At 61.1% G+C, this 20107-nt stretch carries 20 protein-coding genes; 11 read left to right on the top strand and 9 right to left on the bottom strand.

The genetic code is table 11. The annotated features are described in order from the left end of the window. The first annotated feature begins 9 nt into the window (after window positions 1-9). The 4 genes from BLU52_RS23855 to rsd all read left to right on the top strand — a co-directional run bounded on the left by BLU52_RS23855 (window position 10) and on the right by rsd (window position 3797). Entirely contained in the window at window positions 10-1152 is a 1143-nt protein-coding gene (locus BLU52_RS23855; RefSeq protein ID WP_090287422.1) for a uroporphyrinogen-III C-methyltransferase, read from the top strand. Beyond that, window positions 1149-2387 carry a heme biosynthesis protein HemY gene (locus BLU52_RS23850; protein ID WP_090287420.1) on the top strand — a complete coding sequence of 413 codons (1239 nt, stop codon included), beginning with the start codon at window positions 1149-1151 and terminating at the stop codon, window positions 2385-2387. The genes BLU52_RS23855 and BLU52_RS23850 overlap by 4 nt, the downstream gene beginning before the upstream one ends. Before the next feature lie 216 nt (window positions 2388-2603). Beyond that, entirely contained in the window at window positions 2604-3155 is a 552-nt protein-coding gene (locus BLU52_RS23845; protein WP_090287418.1) for a disulfide bond formation protein B, read from the top strand. A 183-nt stretch (window positions 3156-3338) separates the two neighbouring features. Further along, window positions 3339-3797: a sigma D regulator gene (gene rsd, locus BLU52_RS23840; protein ID WP_090287416.1), complete on the top strand. Its 459-nt coding sequence runs from the start codon at window positions 3339-3341 to the stop codon at window positions 3795-3797. A gap of 55 nt (window positions 3798-3852) precedes the next feature. Here the strand turns inward: rsd and BLU52_RS23835 are convergent, their stop codons facing one another. Further along, complete coding sequence (locus tag BLU52_RS23835; RefSeq protein ID WP_090287414.1) at window positions 3853-4518, bottom strand: FKBP-type peptidyl-prolyl cis-trans isomerase; 666 nt, start codon at window positions 4516-4518, stop codon at window positions 3853-3855. Window positions 4519-4710: 192 nt separating this feature from the next. On the opposite strand from BLU52_RS23835, the gene BLU52_RS23830 reads away from it, so the two are divergent. Then, the gene (locus BLU52_RS23830; protein WP_090287412.1) at window positions 4711-5850 is read left to right on the top strand and encodes an AlgP family protein; all 1140 of its coding nucleotides are present in this window, start codon (window positions 4711-4713) and stop codon (window positions 5848-5850) included. Here BLU52_RS23830 and BLU52_RS23825 read toward each other — a convergent pair. Next, on the bottom strand, window positions 5847-6308 hold the full coding sequence (locus BLU52_RS23825) for a TIGR02444 family protein (protein ID WP_090287410.1): 462 nt from the start codon (window positions 6306-6308) through the stop codon (window positions 5847-5849). The genes BLU52_RS23830 and BLU52_RS23825 overlap by 4 nt on opposite strands. A 50-nt stretch (window positions 6309-6358) precedes the next feature. Here BLU52_RS23825 and BLU52_RS23820 point away from each other — a divergent pair, with 50 nt between their 5' ends. The 3 genes from BLU52_RS23820 to rhtB all read left to right on the top strand — a co-directional run bounded on the left by BLU52_RS23820 (window position 6359) and on the right by rhtB (window position 9593). Beyond that, complete coding sequence (locus BLU52_RS23820; RefSeq protein WP_090287408.1) at window positions 6359-8269, top strand: ATP-binding cassette domain-containing protein; 1911 nt, start codon at window positions 6359-6361, stop codon at window positions 8267-8269. Then, on the top strand, window positions 8269-8850 hold the full coding sequence (locus tag BLU52_RS23815) for a mechanosensitive ion channel family protein (protein WP_090287406.1): 582 nt from the start codon (window positions 8269-8271) through the stop codon (window positions 8848-8850). The genes BLU52_RS23820 and BLU52_RS23815 overlap by 1 nt, the downstream gene beginning before the upstream one ends. 110 nt (window positions 8851-8960) lie before the next feature. Further along, window positions 8961-9593 (top strand): homoserine/homoserine lactone efflux protein, encoded by a 633-nt coding sequence (gene rhtB, locus BLU52_RS23810; RefSeq protein ID WP_090287403.1) that lies wholly within the window; start codon window positions 8961-8963, stop codon window positions 9591-9593. 103 nt (window positions 9594-9696) lie between these two features. Here rhtB and BLU52_RS23805 read toward each other — a convergent pair whose 3' ends face one another. The 5 genes from BLU52_RS23805 to BLU52_RS23785 form a co-directional block, all read right to left on the bottom strand. Beyond that, entirely contained in the window at window positions 9697-10440 is a 744-nt protein-coding gene (locus BLU52_RS23805; protein ID WP_090287401.1) for a penicillin-binding protein activator LpoB, read from the bottom strand. Between the two features lie 3 nt (window positions 10441-10443). Then, window positions 10444-11031, bottom strand: coding sequence for a penicillin-binding protein activator LpoB (gene lpoB / locus BLU52_RS23800; RefSeq protein ID WP_039757415.1), 588 nt, complete (start codon window positions 11029-11031; stop codon window positions 10444-10446). A 36-nt stretch (window positions 11032-11067) separates the two neighbouring features. Then, on the bottom strand, window positions 11068-11442 hold the full coding sequence (locus BLU52_RS23795; protein ID WP_090287397.1) for a YcfL family protein: 375 nt from the start codon (window positions 11440-11442) through the stop codon (window positions 11068-11070). Window positions 11443-11457: 15 nt separating this feature from the next. Further along, complete coding sequence (locus BLU52_RS23790) at window positions 11458-12852, bottom strand: COG3014 family protein (RefSeq protein WP_090287395.1); 1395 nt, start codon at window positions 12850-12852, stop codon at window positions 11458-11460. Window positions 12853-13057: 205 nt separating this feature from the next. Continuing rightward, window positions 13058-14464 (bottom strand): COG3014 family protein, encoded by a 1407-nt coding sequence (locus BLU52_RS23785; protein ID WP_090287392.1) that lies wholly within the window; start codon window positions 14462-14464, stop codon window positions 13058-13060. 252 nt (window positions 14465-14716) lie between these two features. Between BLU52_RS23785 and BLU52_RS23780 the strand changes: the two genes are divergently transcribed. Continuing rightward, window positions 14717-16612, top strand: a complete 1896-nt coding sequence (locus tag BLU52_RS23780; RefSeq protein ID WP_090287390.1) for an FTR1 family protein — start codon at window positions 14717-14719, stop codon at window positions 16610-16612. A gap of 96 nt (window positions 16613-16708) precedes the next feature. After that, window positions 16709-17167, top strand: coding sequence for a YaiI/YqxD family protein (locus BLU52_RS23775; RefSeq protein ID WP_090287388.1), 459 nt, complete (start codon window positions 16709-16711; stop codon window positions 17165-17167). Between the two features lie 149 nt (window positions 17168-17316). Here BLU52_RS23775 and elbB read toward each other — a convergent pair whose 3' ends face one another. Further along, window positions 17317-17985, bottom strand: coding sequence for an isoprenoid biosynthesis glyoxalase ElbB (gene elbB / locus BLU52_RS23770; RefSeq protein WP_090287386.1), 669 nt, complete (start codon window positions 17983-17985; stop codon window positions 17317-17319). A 225-nt stretch (window positions 17986-18210) separates the two neighbouring features. Continuing rightward, on the bottom strand, window positions 18211-18870 hold the full coding sequence (locus BLU52_RS23765; protein ID WP_090287384.1) for a DedA family protein: 660 nt from the start codon (window positions 18868-18870) through the stop codon (window positions 18211-18213). 208 nt (window positions 18871-19078) lie between these two features. Between BLU52_RS23765 and hemB the strand changes: the two genes are divergently transcribed. Next, a complete protein-coding gene (gene hemB / locus BLU52_RS23760) occupies window positions 19079-20092 on the top strand; it encodes a porphobilinogen synthase (RefSeq protein WP_090287381.1) in 1014 nt (337 codons plus the stop codon). Window positions 20093-20107 lie beyond the last annotated feature (15 nt).

Raw genomic sequence — 20107 nt, 5'->3', positions numbered from 1 at the left:
GATGGATACGTGAGCGAAACAGCCTTGCCTAAAGATGATGTGCAACCTGTGACCGATACCCAGGTTGAAACTCCACCGCCGGCCACAGAGCCGCGCCGAGGCAATGGACTGGCCATCGTCGCCCTGTTGCTTGGCGCCGCCGGTGTGGCGATCGGAGGCTGGGGTGTCTGGCAGGTCCGCCACCTGCAGACCAACACCCAGCAACAGTCCGGTCAGGTGCAGGCGTTGAACGATCAGGCGCAGACCTTGAAGCTCAACGAGCAACGCCTGACCGAGCGTCTGGCGCAATTGCCGGGGGCTGATGAACTTGCCGAACGCCAACGTCTGGTGACGCAGTTGCAGGGCGATCAGCAGCGCCTCAATCAGCGTCTGGAAACCGTGCTGGGTGCCAGCCGCAAAGACTGGCGTCTGGCCGAAGCCGAACATTTGCTGCGTCTGGCAAGCCTGCGCTTGTCGGCCTTGCAGGACATCAGCAGCGCTCAGGCGCTGGTGCAGGGCGCCGACGAAATTCTCCGCGAGCAAAACGATCCAGGTTCGTTCGCCGCGCGCGAGCAAGTGGCGAAAACCCTGGTGGCGCTGCGCAGCACCGAGCAGCCGGACCGCACCGGGTTGTTCCTGCGCCTGGGCGCGCTACGCGATCAGGTGATCAATCTCACCGAGCTGGCGCCGGAGTACAAGGATCGCGGCGAATCGCTGCTGGGCCTGACCGCCGACGGTGACGGCGCCAGTCGCTGGGCACAGTGGTGGGACAAGGTCTCGCGCTACATCCGCATCGATTTCAACGCCGACAAGAATGTGAAGCCGTTGCTGGCCGGGCAAAGCCTGAGTCAGGTGCGTCTGGCCCTGAGCCTGGCGCTGGAGCAGGCGCAGTGGGCAGCCCTCAACGGAGAGGCATCGGTGTATACCCAGGCGCTGGCCGAGGCGCGTGATGTGCTCAAGGGCAACTTCAACCCGGACAATCCGCAAAGCAAAGTGATGCTCGAGCAGGTCGGCGAGTTGAGCAAGGAGCCGGTGACCGTTGTGACACCGGATCTGGCCGGCACCCTTAGCGCGGTGCAAGCCTATCTTGAACGACGCAACGTCAACGCTGAAGAATCGGTGAAACCGTTTGCCAAGCCTGCCGCCAACACCGCGCAGGAGGCCACGCCATGAAACGCCTGTATGTGATCGTGTTTCTGGTGATCGCGGCGACGGCGGCGCTGGGGCTGGCGATTGCCGAACATTCCGGTTACGTGCTGGTGGCCTACAAGAGCTTCCGCTATGAATCGAGCCTGTGGGCGACGCTGGCGGTCATCGCCGTGTTGTGGCTGATCGTCTGGGGCATCAAGGTGCTGATCGAATTGATCATGACCTCCAGCGGTGTGGTCAATCCGTGGTCGCGGCGTAACCGCAGCCGGCGCGTGCAGGTGGCGATCGAACATGGTCAGCTGGATCTCGCCGAAGGTCGCTGGGCCAGTGCGCAGCGGCATCTGTCGCGAGCCGCCGAAGCCGAGCGCCAACCTCTTCTGTACTACCTCGGCGCGGCCCGCGCGGCCAATGAACAAGGGCATTACGAGGAAGCCGATCGCCTGCTCGAGCGCGCGCTGGAACGCCAGCCGCAAGCGGAACTGGCGATCGCCTTGAGTCATGCACAATTGCAGACTGATCGTGGCGATACCGACGGCGCCCTGGTGACTCTGCAAGCGATGCACGAGCGCCATCCGCACAATGCGCAGACGTTGCGCCAGTTGCAGCGTTTGTATCAGCAACGCGGCGAATGGTCGGCGGTGATTCGTCTGCTGCCGGAGCTGCGCAAGGACAAGGTTTTGCCGCCGGCTGAGCTGGCGGAACTCGAGCGCCGGGCCTGGGGCGAGAATCTGTCGCTGGCCGCGCAGCGCGAAGAAGACGGCAGCGTGGGCCTGCAATCGCTGACGCGTGCCTGGCAGCAACTGACCTCGGCGCAGCGGCAAGAGCCATCGCTGGTGCTGGCGTATGCCGAACAGCTGCGTCAGTTGGGTGCTCAGGTCGAGGCCGAAGAGGTGCTGCGCACCGCGCTCAAGCGCAAATACGACAGCCATCTTGCCCGCCTCTACGGTTTGGTGCGCGGCAGCGATCCGGCGCGTCAGTTGCAGACCGCCGAAGGCTGGTTGAAGGATCACCCGAACGATCCGAGCCTGCTGCTGACTTTGGGTCGGCTGTGTCTGCAAACCAGTCTGTGGGGCAAGGCGCGCGATTATCTCGAAAGCAGCCTGCGCTTGCAGCGTAATCCAGAGACCTGTGCCGAGCTGGCGCGCCTGCTGGCGCAATTGGGTGATGCCGAGCGCAGCAATCAGTTGTTCCAGGAAGGCCTTGGCCTGCTGGATGAGCGTTTGCTGGCGGCGCCGTTGCCGGTGCCGACAGCTATCTGAATGGCGAGGGAGGCCCCTCCCTCGCTTCCGCTTACCGCTGAAATTCGATCTTCAGCGCGGCGACGAGGCAAAGTCCTACAGGGCACTACATCAATTCCTCTCGAACCTGTCGGGTTTTCCCTACACCTCTGGTGAACTGTCCGCAGGGCGTCGCCTTGAAAGGCTGACACGCTTTCCTCTACCGTAACCGCCTGTCTCTACTGTTACGGAAAAGCCATGTCGTTGGCCTGCTCACGCTCCTTGTTCTTCATGGCTTTCATTGCGGGGGCCTTTGCTCTGGGAGCTTCCTATTATCTTGAATACGCGGTCGGCCTGACGCCTTGCAGCCTGTGCCTGGTGCAGCGGCTGTTTCTCACGCTGCTCTGCGTTTGTGGTGGTGTGGCGGCGGTGCACGGCCCCGGGCGTGTGGGCCTGGGGTTTTACTGGCTGCTGACCTTGGGGGCGGCTCTGGGTGGCACCACGGCGGCCTGGCGGCAAGTATTGATTCAGAGTGATCCGGTGCTGCAACTGCACCATTGCATAGCGGCTCCCGAGTCGTTTATGGGTGGGCTGCCGTGGTTCTGCGCGCTGCAACGGATGTTTACCGGCGGCGCCGAATGCACGGAAATTTCCTGGACGCTGTTCGACCTGAGCATCCCGGAATGGAGTCTGCTGTTTTTTGTCGCGGTATCGATCCTGGCGGTGTATCAACTGTTGCGGCTGGTCTGGAGCGCTCTGCAACGCCCGCTCAGCGGCGAAGCGTCGCACACGGTACTGCTGCGCGATTAAACACTTGTATGAACTTTATCTCCTGCGTACCTTGAAGCCATAAGCGCACGGGCATAATCTGGCCCGCACGTGTCATTGGAATCGTGTTGCTCGATGACGCTCTGCCCGACCGTCCCCCCAAGCCAAATCAGAACAGGGACGCGGGTGTAGAGCAGCATGACCCACAAGGGAAGAGAGATCGCCATGCTCGAAAGTTGTCAGAATGCTCAGGAACGCTGGGGTGGAGTTCATCTGCTGATCGACCGCTGGTTGCAGGAGCGTAAAGAGCTGATCGGTGCCTATGACAATCTCGGCGCGCAGCCCGAGTTGTTGTCCGAGAGCCGCAAGCCTTTGCAGGAATTTTGTGGTGTGCTGGTCGATTACGTATCGGCGGGTCACTTCGAGATTTATGAGCAGCTGACTGGCGAAGCCAAGGCGTTCAACGACAAGCGCGGTCTTGAACTCGCCGATACAATCTACCCGCGCATCGACGTCATCACCGAGAAGCTGCTGGCGTTCAACGATCTGTGCGATGAAGGCAAATGCGTCGCGGAAAAATTCAAGGAATTGGGCGGCTTGCTGCATGAGCGCTTCGAACTTGAAGACTGCCTGATCGAGGTGCTGCATAACGCGCACAAGGAAGAAGCTGCCGTTCAGGCCTGATCCGAATCCTGAGCAAAAAAAGGTGCGCCCAAAGCGCACCTTTTTTTATGCCTGATCAGCTCGTCGCGCCACGCAATTCCACTTCGAATACCAGCGGCGTGAACGGCGCGATCAAGTCGCCGGCGCCATCTGCGCCATAAGCCTGATCCGATGGAATCACTAACCGCCACTTCGCGCCCACCGGCATGTTTTGCAACGCGGTACGCCAACCGGCAATCACACTGTCGAGGTTGAACCACTGCGGCTGAGTGTTCTGATCGAACACGGTGCCGTCCGGTAGCTTGCCGACATACAGCACCTGCACTTTTCCATCAGGTCCGGCCTTTGCACCGTTACCCGAAACGAGTTCAGTCAGCAGGATGCCATCGGCCAATTCCTTCACGCCGGGTTTGGCTTTTTCAGCCGTCAGAAAACGCTGTTCGTTTTCCATCGCAGCGTCGCTCGAATGCAGCGATGCCTGCTCAGCATTCTTCGATTCATGGTCAGCCAGAACCTGCTCGATACGCGCTTCACTCAGCGCCAATGGCTTGCCTTGATAAGCCTGTTGCAAGCCCTCGATCAGCGCTTGAATCTGCAGTTGCGGAACCTCCTGGCGCAGGCGCTCGCCAAGACTCGCCCCAAGGCTGTAAGCCAGATCATGAGCATCATTCGCAGCGTTTTTTTCGTCGGCATGGGCGACTGAAAAAAACACGCAAAGGGATAAAAAAATGTAGCGCGACATGGGCACTCTCCGACCTGAGATGCGCTGGATTATGCCAGCGCAAAGCGTTGCAACGGTGAACTGCTTTGGTTTTCGTACAAGACATTTTCGCTTCGGTGCAACGCAACGGTTTCGATACTGTCAAGATGCCCTAGCGGCGGTATCAGCAGAGGTCTAGTATGAGCCGCACTCACGTCAGCCAGGAGGTAAACCATGTCGGCCACCAAGAAGCCTGTAAATACTCCGTTGCACTTACTCCAACAACTCTCGGGCAGCCTGCTCGAGCATTTGGAAAACGCTTGCTCGCAAGCCTTGGCTGATGCTGAAAAACTGCTCGCCAAGCTGGAAAAGCAACGCGGCAAGGCGCAGGAAAAACTGCACAAATCGCGCACCAAATTGCAGGACGCAGCAGCGGCCGGCAAAGCCAAGGCACAGACCAAAGCCAAGGGCGCGGTGAAAGAACTGGAAGACCTGCTCGATGCGCTGAAGGATCGTCAGTCCGAGACACGCAGCTACATTCTGCAACTCAAACGCGATGCCCAGGAAAGCCTGAAACTGGCCCAGGGTGTCGGTCGCGTGCAAGAAGCCGTGGGCAAAGTCCTGTCCACCCGCGCTGCCAAACCAGCCGCGGCACCGGCGAAAAAAGTCGCCGCCAAACCGGCCGCCAGCAAGACTCCAGCGAAAACCGCAGCGGCCAAGCCTGCTACTAAAACGGCAGCCAAGCCTGCTGCAAAAGCACCGGTCAAAGCCGCGGCCAAACCGGCTGCCAAAATGGCTGTGAAACCTGCGGTGAAAAAACCGGCTGCGGCGAGCGCTGCAAAGCCGGCGGCGAAAACCACCGCTGTCAAACCAGCTGCCGCCAAGCCTGCCGCTAAAACTGCCGCCGCCAAACCGGCTGTAAAACCCGCCGCGACCAAAGCCGCTCCGGCGAAATCCACCGCTGCCAAACCGGCCGCTAAACCTGCGGCGAAAGCTGCGACGAAACCCGCCGCAAAACCCGCCGCAAAACCCGCCGCAAAACCTGCCGCCAAGCCAGCTGCAAAACCAGCAGTGAAAGCCGCCGCCAAACCGGCAACCAAGCCAGCCACCGCTGCTAAACCAGTCACCTCCGCCGCCAAGCCTGCCGCTGCCAAACCGGCTGCCAAGCCAGTTGCAAAACCGGCTGCAAAACCTGCCGCGAAGAAACCAGCCGCTACCAAACCAGCCGCCGCTCCAGCTGCCAAGCCTGCCGCGCCAGCCACTCCGGCCACGCCAGCCGCCGCTGCACCTGCCGCTACTCCCTCGATCCCTGCGACTGCGCCATCGCCAGCCGCTGCATCGAGCGTCAGCAACAACCCGACCAGCGCTTCCTAAGTGCCGGTTGCCGCGACGCGCAGCACTTGCAGCGCGTCGCGGTTCGGGCTGGCCGCCGCACCAGCCAATCCTTCAAGCCAGGTCGTCGAACCGGCGGCGTTTCGCGCCCACGCCTGCGCCACTCCCTCAAGCCGTGACAGCAGCACTCGCTCAGCCTCAAGCTCAAGTGACTTGATCTGCTCGCGCATACCTTTCAATACGGCATCATCGTTTGCCCGCGTCTTCCATTGCATGCGCAATGTTCGCAGCGGCTGCACCACCTCGGCATCCCAAGGCTCGGTCAGCGTCCGCAGCAGGCTCACGCGTTGCTCATCACACGCTACCGCGCGTTGTTCCAGCCACAAACCGCACAGCAACAGGCAGACATTGGCGCCCGCTGTTTGCAATTGCAGGCAGGCATCTTCCACACCCGCTCGGGTGTAGACATTCAGGGCAAAGCTCCACAGGTCAGAGGACATCGTGCTACTCGCGCCAGTTGTGAGCGAAGCTGGTAGACTCCGCCGCCATTATGATCCGACTTCAGAACCTGACTTTACAGCGTGGCCCGCAACGTCTGCTAGAAGACGCCGAGCTGACCCTGCACGCCGGCCACAAAGCCGGCCTCATCGGTGCCAACGGCGCCGGCAAATCCAGCCTGTTTGCCTTGCTGCGTGGCGAGTTGCACCCGGACTCGGGCGATTGCCTGCTGCCGGCCGACTGGCGCATCGCGCACATGCGCCAGGAGGTCGATACCCTCGAGCGCTTGGCCGTCGACTATGTGCTCGACGGCGACCTGCGCCTGCGCGAAGTGCAGCGCGAGCTCGCCGCCGCCGAGGAGGCCCACGACGGCACCGCGCTGGCGCGCCTGCACGCCGAGCTCGACAGCGCCGACGGTTACACCGCCGATGCGCGGGCGCGCAAACTGCTCGCCGGTCTCGGTTTCAGCAACGAGCAGATGGATCGTCAGGTCGGCGATTTCTCCGGTGGCTGGCGGATGCGTCTGAACCTGGCGCAGGCCCTGATGTGCCCATCGGACCTGCTGCTGCTCGACGAACCGACCAACCACCTGGATCTCGACGCGATCATCTGGCTCGAGGAATGGCTGAAAAGCTATCCGGGCACGTTGCTGCTGATTTCCCACGACCGCGACTTCCTCGATGAAGTGGTCGATCACGTGGCCCACGTCGACCAGCGCAAGCTGACCCTCTATCGTGGCGGCTACACCGCGTTCGAGCGTGCCCGTGCCGAGCGTCTGGCGCAGCAGCAACAGGCCTACGAGAAGCAGCAGGCGCAGCGTGCGCACATGGAAAGCTACATCGCCCGCTTCAAGGCACAAGCGACCAAGGCTCGTCAGGCGCAGAGCCGGATCAAGGCTCTTGAGCGGATGGAAGAACTGTCGGCGGCGCACGTCGATTCGCCGTTCGATTTCGTTTTCCGCGAATCGAGCAAGATCTCCAGCCCGCTGATCGACCTGTCCGATGCGCGTCTGGGTTATGGTGACAAAACCATCCTGGAGAAGGTCAAGCTGCAACTGACCCCAGGCGCGCGGATTGGTCTGCTGGGTCCGAACGGTGCCGGTAAATCGACGCTGATCAAGAACCTCGCCGGCGAACTCGAACCGCTGGCCGGGCGCCTTACCCGCGGCGAAAACACCGTGGTCGGCTATTTCGCACAGCATCAGCTCGATTCGCTGGATGCCAAGGCCAGCCCGTTGCTGCACTTGCAGCGTCTGGCGCCGACCGAGCGCGAGCAGACCTTGCGTGACTTCCTCGGCGGTTTCGACTTCCGCGGTGCGCGCATCGACGAGCCGGTGCTGAATTTTTCCGGTGGCGAAAAGGCTCGTCTGGCGTTGGCACTGATCGCCTGGGAACGGCCGAACCTGCTGCTGCTCGACGAACCGACCAACCACCTCGATCTGGAAATGCGCCTGGCGCTGACCATGGCGCTGCAGGAATTCAGCGGCGCGGTACTGGTGGTGTCTCACGATCGGCATTTGCTCAAGAGCACCACCGACAACTTTTACCTGGTCGCTGACGGCAAGGTTGAAGAGTTCGATGGCGATCTCGAAGACTATGCGCGCTGGCTGGTCGAGTATCGCCAACGCAACGCGCCGGTGAGCAACACCCCGGTGAACCCGGACAAGACTGACAAGAAGGCCCAGCGTCAGGCAGCTGCCGCGCTGCGTCAGCAACTGGCCCCGCACAAGCGAGAGGCCGACAAGCTCGAAGCCGAGCTGGGCAAGCTGCACGAAAAACTCGCCAAGGTCGACGCGAGTCTGGGCGACAGTGACATCTACGAGCCGGCGCGCAAGAACGAACTGCGCGATCTGCTTGCCGAGCAGGCCAGGTTGAAGGTTCGCGAAGCCGAGCTTGAAGAAGCCTGGATGGAAGCGCTGGAGACTCTGGAAAGCATGCAGGCGGAGCTGGAGGCGTTGTCCTGATGGAAGCGTTCAAGCTGCCGCTGCCGGCCATGTGGATTGAGCCGATCTGGCTCGGCGTGCAGATTCTGTCGATCCTGCTCGCCGGTTACCTGACCCAGCGTGTAGTCGCCAGGGGCCTGACCCGTCTGGGTGAGCGCTATCCGTTTCCGCCACAACTGCTGATGCCGCTGCGCGGTGTATTGCGCTGGCTGATCATGGGCAGTGCGGTGATATTCGTGCTGGAACGCCTCGGGGTTTCGGCGACGGTGCTGTGGACCGCTCTCTCTGGATTCGTCGCGGTGGCGGCGGTGGCGTTCTTTGCCATGTGGAGCGTGTTGTCCAACCTGCTCTGCGCCATTCTGATCTTTACTGTCGGCCCGTTCCGCCTGGGCGATGTCGTCGAGCTTGTCGATACCACCGACAAACCGGGGGTCAAAGGCCGGGTGGTGGCGATCAATCTGCTCTACACCACATTGATCGAGGCCGAAGAACTCGGCACCGGCAGCGCCATGGTGCAGGTGCCCAACAGCCTGTTCTTCCAGCGTTCGGTGCGGCGCTGGCGCGGGACTGATGTGTTTCCGTCGAGCGGGTTCGAAAAGTAGGTTTCCGGGGCCGTCAGCCGCACCTGCAACATTCAGCAAGAAATCGGTAGTCATCCACACGAAGCCGCATTAGCTTAGGCATTTGTCACAAGCATCAGTCGAGGTGTGCGATGGAGCTTCAAACATGGCTGGCGTTTTTCGCCGCTTGCTGGGTGATCAGCCTGTCGCCGGGCGCCGGCGCCATCGCGTCGATGTCCAGCGGTCTGCAATACGGCTTCTGGCGCGGTTACTGGAACGCCCTCGGTCTGCAGATCGGTCTGGCGGTGCAGATTGCGATTGTCGGCGCCGGGGTCGGCGCGATCCTCACGGCTTCCGCCACGGCGTTCCATGCGATCAAATGGTTCGGCGTGGCCTATCTGGTTTACCTGGCGATCAAACAGTGGCGCGCGCTGCCCATGGACATGAGCGATGACGCCGCGGTGCGGCCGATCGGCAAGCCGCTGGCGCTGGTATTTCGCGGGTTTCTGGTGAACATCAGCAATCCCAAGGCGCTGGTGTTCATGCTCGCGGTGCTGCCGCAGTTCATCAACCCGCATGCACCGTTGTTGATTCAGTATCTGGTGATCGGGGTGACGATGATCTTCGTCGATCTGATCGTCATGGCGGGCTACACCGGGCTGGCTTCGAAAGTGCTGCGTTTGTTGCGCACGCCGAAGCAGCAGCGCCGTATGAATCGCACGTTTGCCGGGCTGTTCATAGGTGCCGCAGCGTTTATGGCGACGTTGCGCAAAGCGGCGGTGTAAACCGCATAGGCACAAAAAAGGCGACCCGGGCGGTCGCCTTTTTTGTGCCTGGAACGCAGAGCGTCCCGGGCTGCATGCCCACGCTGAGCGTGGGAACGATCAGTCAGCGCAGAATCACCGGCGCGGTGTCGCGTGGCAGATTGTTGCGCTGTGGTGCCTCGCGCGGCTGCTCGTAACCGTCGCCACCGAGCTGCATGCTCAGCTGTCCGGCCACGTCTTCGCCCAGCGCTTTCGAGACTTCGCGGACCACCCGTGGACGGTTCAGCGAAATCTTGATGTCGCGATGATTGACCAGTTTGGTGTCCTGCGCTTCGCCCATCGCCGTGAAGGCCGAGGTGATCTCGAAGGTCTTGGTGTTGATCAGGCTGAAATCCGCCACCAGCGTCAGGCCCAGTACCGCCGAATAGCTGTCGGTGTGCGCCAGCTCGTTGATGTCCTGGGTGAAGTCAATATCCGAGACCGTGCCGAACAGCACGTAGTCGGCGCCCTTGAAATTGCCGGCCTTGATGCGCTTGATCACGTCGTACACATCGCCCTTGGACGAGGCGGTGTATGGCGTGCCCTGCACCAGCTGGAACATGCCGGTACGCAGGATCTCACCCTTGATGTCGCCGGTGAATTTGCGCAGCTCGGTTTGCTCGATGTAGCTGGTGGTCGCTTCGATCTCGTTGTAGCTCGAAGAACCGCTGGAGCTGTAGTAACCCTCGCGGTGATTGCTCTGCGCCGAAACGATGTGGATGTATTGCTCCACGCGCTCCTGGTACGCCAGATCCGTCACTGCGACTTTCGGGGCCGCCTGCACGCTGAACGCGCAAGCCAGGGCCATCATGCCAATCCATGCGCGCATTGCTTAACGCTCCGTGGTTTTGCGGATCTCTTTTTCGTCCATCCACTCGGCCAGACCGCTTTCGACGTCGATCAGTTGCAGGCTGAATTTGTAGAAGACGTCCTTGTAATCGCTGCTGCGCTTGACGATCGAGCTGATCGAACCTTCGATGCGGTACTTGGCGGCGATCATGTTGCCAGTCTTGGCCACGGTGCTCTTTTTGTACAGACCGCTCTGGTTCTGCAGCTTGAGCTGGTCAACCTGGCTCTGCATCGCATTGTTGTCGCTGGCGAAACGCGCAACGCCGGTCTTCATCAACTGGGTCTTGATGCTGGTGGTGATTTCGCGGGTATCGATGTACTCGCTGGTCTTGTTCTTCACATCGTAGACCTGAACCACCGGACGGCCCTGCAGGATGCCGGACTGAGCCAGCGAGCGGGTCATCGACTCGGCGATCATTTGCAGGTCGGTCGAACCGAATTCGTTGGTCACGGTTTCCACCGCTTTGGTGTCGCCGTAGCTGATGTTCTTGCTGCCGAGTGTCGGCGAGGTGTTGGCGCAACCGGAGGCCAGCAGGGCGATGACAGCGATGCAGGAAAAGCGTGCAAACATGGGAGTGATCTCTGAATCAGGAATAGGGTGACGGGCTTAAGGCGTTTTGATTTCCAGACGGAAATCCATCGCTTTCGGGGTCGGGGCAATGGCCTGAATAAAGCTGGTCTGAGCGCCGTACATCATCTGGCTTTTCCAGACTTCTTCTTCGGCCACCGGGAAACCTTCCGCGCCAAGCCAGGCGAAGCGGTAGTAGAAAATCTTGTTGCTGTTGAGGGTGTTGCTCAACTGCACGTTGACGGTCATGAAGCCGTTTTCGCGGGCGACGCGCATAGCGCCGACAACGATGTGTTTCTGCGGGCCCATGGCCACGACTTTGCTCGCGGCGCTGCCCGGCTCTGGTGGCGGCGGGGTGGCGCAGCCGCTCGCCAGCAGGGCGAGGGCGGCGACGGCGATGAGTTTGAAGCGCATGCAAAGACTCCGTTCTTAAGGTTGTTTGAGGCTGGCGACGCTGGTCGCAGCGGCATTCGGGACGACGTGGGCAGCGAGGCCACCGGCGAACACCTGATTGCCCACGGCGCGCAGGCTGATCACCTGGTAACGCTGGTCGACGTTGACCTTGACCACCGAGCCACCCACGGCGCTCGGCAGCGTGACCTGATGTTCGCCCTTCTTCAAGCGCAGGCGCACCACCTGAGTGTTGTCTGGCAGCGTACGCCATGTACGGGTATCGGCACCTTCGAGCACCGCTGAAGAAATACCCACGGCCAAGCCAGCCAGCGGGTTGGTTTCGTTGATCTGTTTTTGTGCCACGCCTTTGGTGATCGCCCGCACGGTGGTGCGTACGATGATCCCCGGCATATCGTCACGCAGCGCACGGCGCGACATGGCGGTGGTGCTGTTGAGCGCAGTCAGGTCGACTTGCTGGCCGTCGACGCCAATCTGCGCGAACGGCGCGGTGGAGGTGTCCGGGTTGATGATCGGGAACGACAGCGGGGTGATCACCACGTTGTTGGAGATCGGCAATGGCAGCGGCACGCGGATCGAGTCGCGGGCTGGGGCGAGTCCGCTTTGCACCACAATCAGGATGTCGCTGTCGTCGGATTTGCTCGGCTTGTCGAGATTGACCAGGGCCTGCTCCAGCAGCGGTGTGTTCGGGCGCAACTCGGCGGCTTTGCGATAACCCGGTGCAGCCAGATCCTTCTCGCCCAGCGCTTCGTAAACGAAGCCGGCGAGGTAGTGGCTGAACGCACTCTGGTAGCTGTTTTTCAGGCCCACCACTTCCGGGGCGTCGAGGCTGGCGACCGGATAACCCTGCAAATCCTTGTACTGGGTCTTGATCCCTTCTTTCTCGGCCTCTTCTTCGCTCTTGAGGTATTCCTTGTCGCGCAGATCGGCGATGACCGCCTCACGCTCGTGAGTGCGCTTGATCGCGGTGCGCGCGCCGTCGAAATCGTTGACTGCGAGCAGGTTCAGGGCCATCTGCGTGGTCAGCATGACTTTTTCGTAGTCGTAGCCTTCGTAGCGGCGCACCTTGTCATTGACCAGGAAACTGCCGAACTGGGCGAGATACTTCGCGCTATCGAGCTTGACCGCATCTTCCCACTGACCGACCACCTGATCAGCGCTGGTCCAGGCATTCTGGCTGCCGGACAGGTCGCCCTTGGCGCGCAGCAGTTCACCTTTTTCGAAGTAATAAAGCAGATCTTTGTCGGTGCCGGTGTTGTTCTTTTCCAGCAGGGTCAGTGCGGCGTCAACGTTGCCGGAGGCCAGTTGCTGATTGGTTTGAGCCAGTTCGGAGTCGTAATTGCGAAAGGCCGAACAGCCGGACAGCAGGGTGACGGCGCTGAGCGCGAGCAGAGTGGGAGCGCGGAATGCCATGGGTACTTCTTCCCTGAGTAGCGATAACTGCAGCCGCGGGTGCTGGTCGGGCTGATATGACCGATCGACAGTGGCGCTGGCCTCCTGCCAATTCCTCTTGCAAGAGGAGCTTTGATGCCGGCTCGCAGGGCGAGGGCGCGGCATTATAAGCGTGCGGTGATGGCTATGTAATAGCTTTTTAGCTGCACTTTTTAACCTTGTGCCATCACTTCTCGGCGGATTGAGTGTTTGTTGGCAAAGTTTCCGGCCGGGGAATGAACGCCGATCCCACGGTAAATACCTGATCCCGGAATACCCGCAGATGCAGAATCTGGCGATCTTGATCGACGCGCATTTGAAACGGGTGATTGATGGGCGTCATCGCAAACCGAAAGGTGTGCAACCCTTTCTTCAGGCGCAGGCGAGCGACCAGTGTCTTGTCCGGTAGCGCCCGCCAGGTCCGGGTATCGGCTTCCTCGAAAGGGTCATGTTGCGTGACGATCAGCGATGCTTTTGCCGGGTTGCGCTCGTTTTCCTGCGCCTGACCGATTGCTGCCATGTTGGCGCGAAACATCGCCCGCGAAATGATTTGCGGCATGTCGTCACGTAGTGTGCGCATGGACATGTTGGTCACGCTGTTGATCACGGTCAGCGATTGTTTGCGACCGTCCACGCTGACATGGCTGAAGTTGGGAGTGACCGCGTCGGGTACCATCACAGGGAATGAAATGGGCGCGACGATGACCAGATTTTCATTCAGGCGGACCGGAATGGGCACCTGCACTGAGCTGCGAGCAGGGGCCAGGCCACTTTGGATAATCAGCAACACATCGCTTTCATCGGCTTTCGCTGCCGGTTTGTCGAGATTGCGCAAAGCCGATTGCAGCCAAGGCATGTCGGGACGCAGTTCGATTGCCTGACGATAACCGGACGCTGCGAGTGCTCGCTCACCTAAAGCTTCGTAGGTGAAACCGGCAAGATAATGGCTGAATGCACTCTGGTAGCCATTTTTCAGTTCCACGACCTGAGGGGCTTCAAGCAGAGCGACTGGATAGCCTTCAAGGTCCTTGTAGTGCGGAGTTTTGCCTTGGGCCTTGGCCTGTTCCTCGGCCGCTTCGTATTGCTTTTCCCGCTGACGTGCGATCAAGGCCTCGCGTTCATGGGTCTTCTTGATGTCTGCGCGGACGCCATCAAAATCATTCACGGACAGCTGATTGAGAGCCATCTGCGTGGTCAACATGACCTTTTCGTAATCGTAGCCTTCGTAGCGACGCAGCTTGTCATTGACCAGCATCGTGCCCATTTCGTCACCGAAGCGTGCCAGCAACTTCATGGCGCCGGAGGGGTTGGCCTCCTCGCGCTGAAAAATCATCCGGTCGGCGTGACGCCAGGCGTCCTGGCTATCGGGGAGGACACTGCCGGCGCTGAGGATTGCGCCTTTTTCCAGATAGTAGAGAAGATCCTTGTCCTCCCAGGGATTGTGCATTTCGACCAGCGCCAGGGCACCGTCAAGATTGCCCCGAGTCATCTGTTCGGTGGTCTGCTGCATTTCCATGTCGTAGTTGCGGTAGGCGGCACAGCCGCTCAGCTGAACCGCCACGCAGAACAAACAAACCAACGGGATTATCCGCATCGACGATGATTCCTTGCGCGCAAATGCTCTGGGGCGGGCAGTATAAAGTGGATGATGGCAAATGGCTGCGATCTTCATCGGGGCAGTACGAAGTTCCATCGCCAGTGGGCAATGCGGCAATACTCGCGGATAACCGTTGCTGCCGTCTTCCGGAAATTTCCTGGCAATCAAAGCGAAACGCCGACAAAGCTTGAGTGAAACGTCTGCGAAGTGAACAATATGTAACTTCGCATTTCCATTTGAGATTCGTTCATGACTGCCTCGTCCCGATTGCTGGCCTGGCTGCTGTTCCCGTTGTTTGCCCTGAGCAGCCTGCCGCTGCTGGCCGATACCGTGGAAGGCGCGCCGCAGGCGTTGCACCTGCTCGATTACATCAGCGCGGATTACCCGCCAACGGTCGAGGCGGGAAAGGTCGTCGACGACGCTGAGTACCGCGAGCAACTGGAATTCACCCAGGCGCTGCAAGGGTTGATTGCCGACATGCCGGCCAAACCGGAAAAAGCCGCACTGGAGCAAGGCGTCAGCGCCTTGCACACTGCGATCAGCGCCAGGCAGGACGGTGCCGAGGTGGCGCGGCAGGCGCGGCAATTAGGCGCGCAACTGGCGGTGGCGTACGAAGTCAGCCAAGCCCCGATCATCACCCCTGATCCAACCCGTGGCGCACCGTTGTATGCGCAGCATTGCTCGGTGTGCCACGGCGACAGCGGTGCCGGTGACGGCCCGGCCGCGCTCGGCATGTCGCCGGCGCCAGCGAATCTGCGCGATGCGGCGCGGATCGATCACCTGAGTCTGTACGCCATCTACAACACCCTCGGCCAAGGCGTCGAAGGTACCGATATGCCGGCGTTTGCCGATCAGCTCGACGATCGGCAGCGCTGGGATCTGGCGACCTATATCGCCGGTTTCAGTGCCAACGCCACGGCTGCGAAAGCCGACAAGACCTACAACATTGCCGATCTGGCCCGCCAGACCCCGGCCGAAGTGCAGGCCGCCGAAGGTCCGCAAGCTGCGGCGACATTCCGTGCACAACGGGCGCAACCGCCGCAGGTCAAGCGTGGCCCGGCGCAGTTGCTCGACTACACCGCCGCTACTCTGGACAAGAGTCTGGCGGCCTACCGCGCCGGTGAGCACGATCAGGCGTACGACCTTTCGGTGGCGGCGTATCTGGAAGGCTTCGAGCTGGTCGAAAGCTCGCTGGATAATGTCGACGCCAACGTGCGCAAGGACACCGAAAAATCGCTGATGGCGTATCGGCAATCCTTACAGGACGGCCTGCCGGTCGAGCAGGCCGAGCAACGTCTGGACGCGGCCAAGGCCAAACTCAAGGAGTCGGCTGGTCTGTTGGGCAGCGATGGCCTGAGCTGGTCGCTGAGCTACATCTCCGGGCTGCTGATTCTGCTGCGCGAAGGCCTGGAAGCGATTCTGGTGCTGGCGGCCATCCTCGCGTTCCTGCGTAACACCGGGCAGCAATCGGCAGTGCGCAGCGTCAACGTCGGCTGGGGCCTGGCATTGCTGGCCGGTCTGGGCACCTGGGCGCTGGCGGCTTATGTGATCGATGTCAGCGGTTCGCAGCGTGAATTGCTAGAAGGCGCGACGGCCCTGTTCGCCAGTGTCATGGTGTTGTGGCTCGGCGTGTGGATGCACGATCGCCGGCATGCGGCCGCCTGGCAGGATTACATCAAGAGCAGTCTGGTCGGCGGTGGCGGGCGTTTCGGCTTCGCAATCCTCGCGTTCTTCTCGGTGTATCGCGAGCTGTTCGAAGTGATCCTGTTTTACGAAACCCTGTGGTTGCAGGCCGGACCTGCCGGGCACAACGCGGTGTTGGCGGGCGGGGCGACGGCGCTGGTGCTGCTGGTCGGTCTGGCGTGGGTGATCCTGCGTGGTTCGGCGAAATTGCCGCTGACGTTGTTCTTCAGCATCAACGCGGCGCTGCTGTGCGCGTTGTCGGTGGTGTTTGCCGGGCATGGCGTGAAAGCGTTGCAAGAGGCCGGGATCTTCGGCACGCGGCCAGTGGCGTTCTTTGAATTCGACTGGCTGGGTATCCATGCCGATGCCTATTCACTGACGGCGCAGGTCGTGGCGATTCTGGCGATTGTGGTGCTGTACGGGCGTAGTTGGGTGGCGGAGAAGCGCCGCGTCGCCGTTTAACCAGCATTCGCTGGCGCTCACTTCGCGAGCAGGCTCGCTCCTTGGATCGGTGTGTATCCTGTGGGGAGCGAGCCTGTTCGTTTTTGGAGAAAGAAAATGCGTGTCTGGATCGATGCCGACGCCTGCCCGCGGGCGGCGAAGGATCTGGTGGTGAAGTTCGCCCTCAAGCGCCAGTTCGAGGTGGTGCTGGTGGCTGGGCAACCGCAGACAAAGCCGGGGCTGGCGATCGTCAAACTGATCGTGGTGCCGAGCGGGCCGGATGCGGCGGATGATTATCTGGTCGAGCACGCGGTGCCCGGTGAGCTGGTGATCTGCAGCGATATCCCGCTGGCCGACCGCTTGGTGAAGAAAGGCGTGGCGGCGCTGGATCCGCGCGGCAAGGAGTTCGATGCGCAGAACATGGGCGAGCGCCTGGCGGTGCGCAACCTGTTTACCGATTTGCGTGAGCAGGGGCAGGTCAGTGGCGGCCCGGCGCCGTTCGGCGAGCGGGAGAAGCAGGCGTTTGCCAATGCGCTGGACCGGATTCTCACACGACTGACCCGCGCCGCCGGTTGATGATCGTTCCCACGCTCTGCGTGGAAATGCAGCCTTGGACGCTCTGCGTCCGCTGCTATTGGTCATACATCTGTGGTGAGGCCGGAACGCGGAGCGTCCCTGAATGCATTCCCACGCGGAGCGTGGGAACGATCAGGTGAAAGAGCGGATCAGGCGTCGTTCTCGTGGGTCAGCTCGAGCACGCGGTCGACCAGTTTGTTGATGCCCGACGCCGCTTCACTGATGGTCTGCGCCAGCATGTAGGCTGGGGTGGTGACGAGTTTGCGCGCCTTGTCTTCGACGATCTCGGTCACCGCGCACTCTTCGTGGGTCGCGCCCATTTTGCTCATGGCCGCGGCGGTGTCGGCATCGTTGCCGATGGTGCAGGTCACGCCGGGGCCGTAGATTTTTGCTGCCAGCGCCGGGGAAATGCAGATCAGGCCGACCGGTTTGCCCGCTTCGGCAAACGCCTCGGCCAGCGCCAGTACTTCAGGCTGTACGCTGCAACCAGCGCCTTCGATGGCGAAATTCGAGAGATTTTTCGCCGCACCGAAACCGCCCGGCACGATCAGCGCGTCGAACTCCTCGACGTCGGCGTCGCGGATGTCCTTGACGTTGCCACGGGCAATGCGCGCCGATTCCACCAGCACATTGCGCGACTCGGGCATTTCCTCGCCGGTGAGGTGATTGATCACATGCAATTGCGCGATGTTCGGCGCGAAGCACTGCACCTGCGCGCCGCGCTGATCGAGGCGCAGCAGGGTAATCACGCTTTCCTGGATCTCGGCGCCGTCATACACGCCACTGCCGGACAGGATCACTGCAACTTTTTTGCTCATGGGTTTCTCTCCAGATTCATGGCGCTCAATGTCCACTAAATCGTCGCGCGTTGCCATAGGCGCAACGGGCGGCGGTATCGGGCACAGAACCCTCTCTTCATGGATCGCAACGGCGGCGGGGTGTTCATTTTTTGCGGGCGACGCAAGCGTGCCGGGAGGGGAAACAGTAGGGCGTGAAGACCCGGCGCACCGGGCACGGCCGCAGGCATGAGAGCGTGCGGCGCTTTACTCGGTCGGGGTCTTGGGTTCGGCGGGGCCGGAGGCTTCGGCGTTGCGCAACTGTTCGGCCTCGGCGGCTTTGGCCAGTTGCTCGTCCTGATAAATCTGCCTGGCCAGGCGCGCGTTCTTGAAGCGCCGGCGCAGCCACAGCCCGAGGCCGAGGATCAGCAGGGCGCCGAGCACCCACAGCTCGTACTTCTTGATACTGCCGAGCATGCCTTCGAGCACTGCACCGAAGTGATACGCGGCCGCTGCCAGTGCCGTGGCCCAGATCGCGGCGCCAATGCCGTTGAGCAGCAGGTAACGTCCCGGCGGATAACCTGACAGACCGATCGCCACCGGCATCACCGTGCGCAGGCCATAGACAAAGCGGAAACTCAGGACCCAGATATCCGGATGCTTGCGGATATGCTCCAGCGCACGGTCGCCCATCAGCTGCCAGCGTGGTTTGCGCGCGAGCAATTTGCGCCCGTGCTTGCGACCGAGGAAGTACCACAGCTGATCGCCGGCATAACTGCCGCAAAAGGCCACGACCACCACCAGGTTGATGTCCATGTATCCGCGGAACGCGAGGAAGCCTGCGAGCACCAGGATGGTTTCGCCTTCGAAAAACGTGCCGAGAAACAAGGCAAAGTAGCCAAAGTCGTGCAGAAATTGTTGGAGCATTGTCTGGGTGCTGGCGAAATGAACGCGCAGCCTAACCCTTCGGACACATTCATGAAAGTGTCCAAATGTGTCTCGACGTGAACATTTCCTACGCTGACAATGGAATGCGGCTACGTGACAAGGGGCACACATAACTGTCATCTGTTGGTCATAATGGCCGTCTATAACTGTCACGCTCGCCCGTTTTGCCCGGGCTCAGGAGTCCGCCGTGAGCTTTACCCCCGCCAATCGCCTGTTCCCTGCTACCCGTCTGCGTCGCAACCGCCGTGATGATTTTTCGCGTCGGCTGGTGCGGGAAAATGTACTGACAGTCGATGACCTGATCCTGCCGGTGTTCGTGCTCGACGGCGAAAACCGCCGCGAAGCCGTAACGTCGATGCCGGGCGTGGAGCGGCTGACGATCGACTTGCTGCTCGAAGAAGCGGCCAAGTGGGTTAAGCTGGGGATTCCGGCACTGGCGCTGTTCCCGGTCACCCCGCCGGAACTGAAATCCCTCGACGCTGCCGAAGCGTGGAACCCGCAAGGCATTGCCCAACGCGCGACCCGCGCTCTGCGTCAGCGTTTTCCGGAGCTGGGCGTCATCACCGATGTGGCGCTGGATCCGTTCACCACTCACGGCCAGGACGGCATCCTCGACGAAGACGGCTACGTGCAGAACGACATCACCGTCGATGCACTGGTCCGCCAGGCGCTGTCCCATGCCGAAGCCGGTGCGCAAGTGGTGGCGCCGTCGGACATGATGGACGGGCGCATTCAGGCCATTCGTGAAGCGCTGGAAATCGCCGGCCACGTCAACGTGCGGATCATGGCCTATTCGGCCAAGTACGCCAGCGCCTACTACGGCCCGTTCCGCGATGCGGTCGGGTCGGCCAGCAACCTCGGCAAAGCCAACAAGGCGTCCTACCAGATGGACCCGGCCAACAGCGACGAAGCGCTGCACGAAGTCGGTGCGGACCTGGCCGAAGGCGCGGACATGGTCATGGTCAAGCCGGGCATGCCGTACCTGGACATTCTTTTTCGGGTCAAAGATGCCTTCAAGGTGCCGACCTTCGTCTATCAGGTCAGTGGCGAGTACGCCATGCACATGGCCGCCATTCAGAATGGCTGGTTGAGCGAAGCGGTGATTCTTGAATCACTGACCGCCTTTAAACGTGCCGGCGCAGATGGCATCCTGACTTACTTTGCCGTTCGTGCCGCTCAATTGTTACGAGAGCAAAAATAGCCCTCCCAGGAACAT

Source organism: Pseudomonas granadensis, from assembly GCF_900105485.1.
GTDB lineage: Bacteria > Pseudomonadota > Gammaproteobacteria > Pseudomonadales > Pseudomonadaceae > Aquipseudomonas > Aquipseudomonas granadensis.
This window is presented reverse-complemented; position numbering and strand designations above follow the sequence as displayed.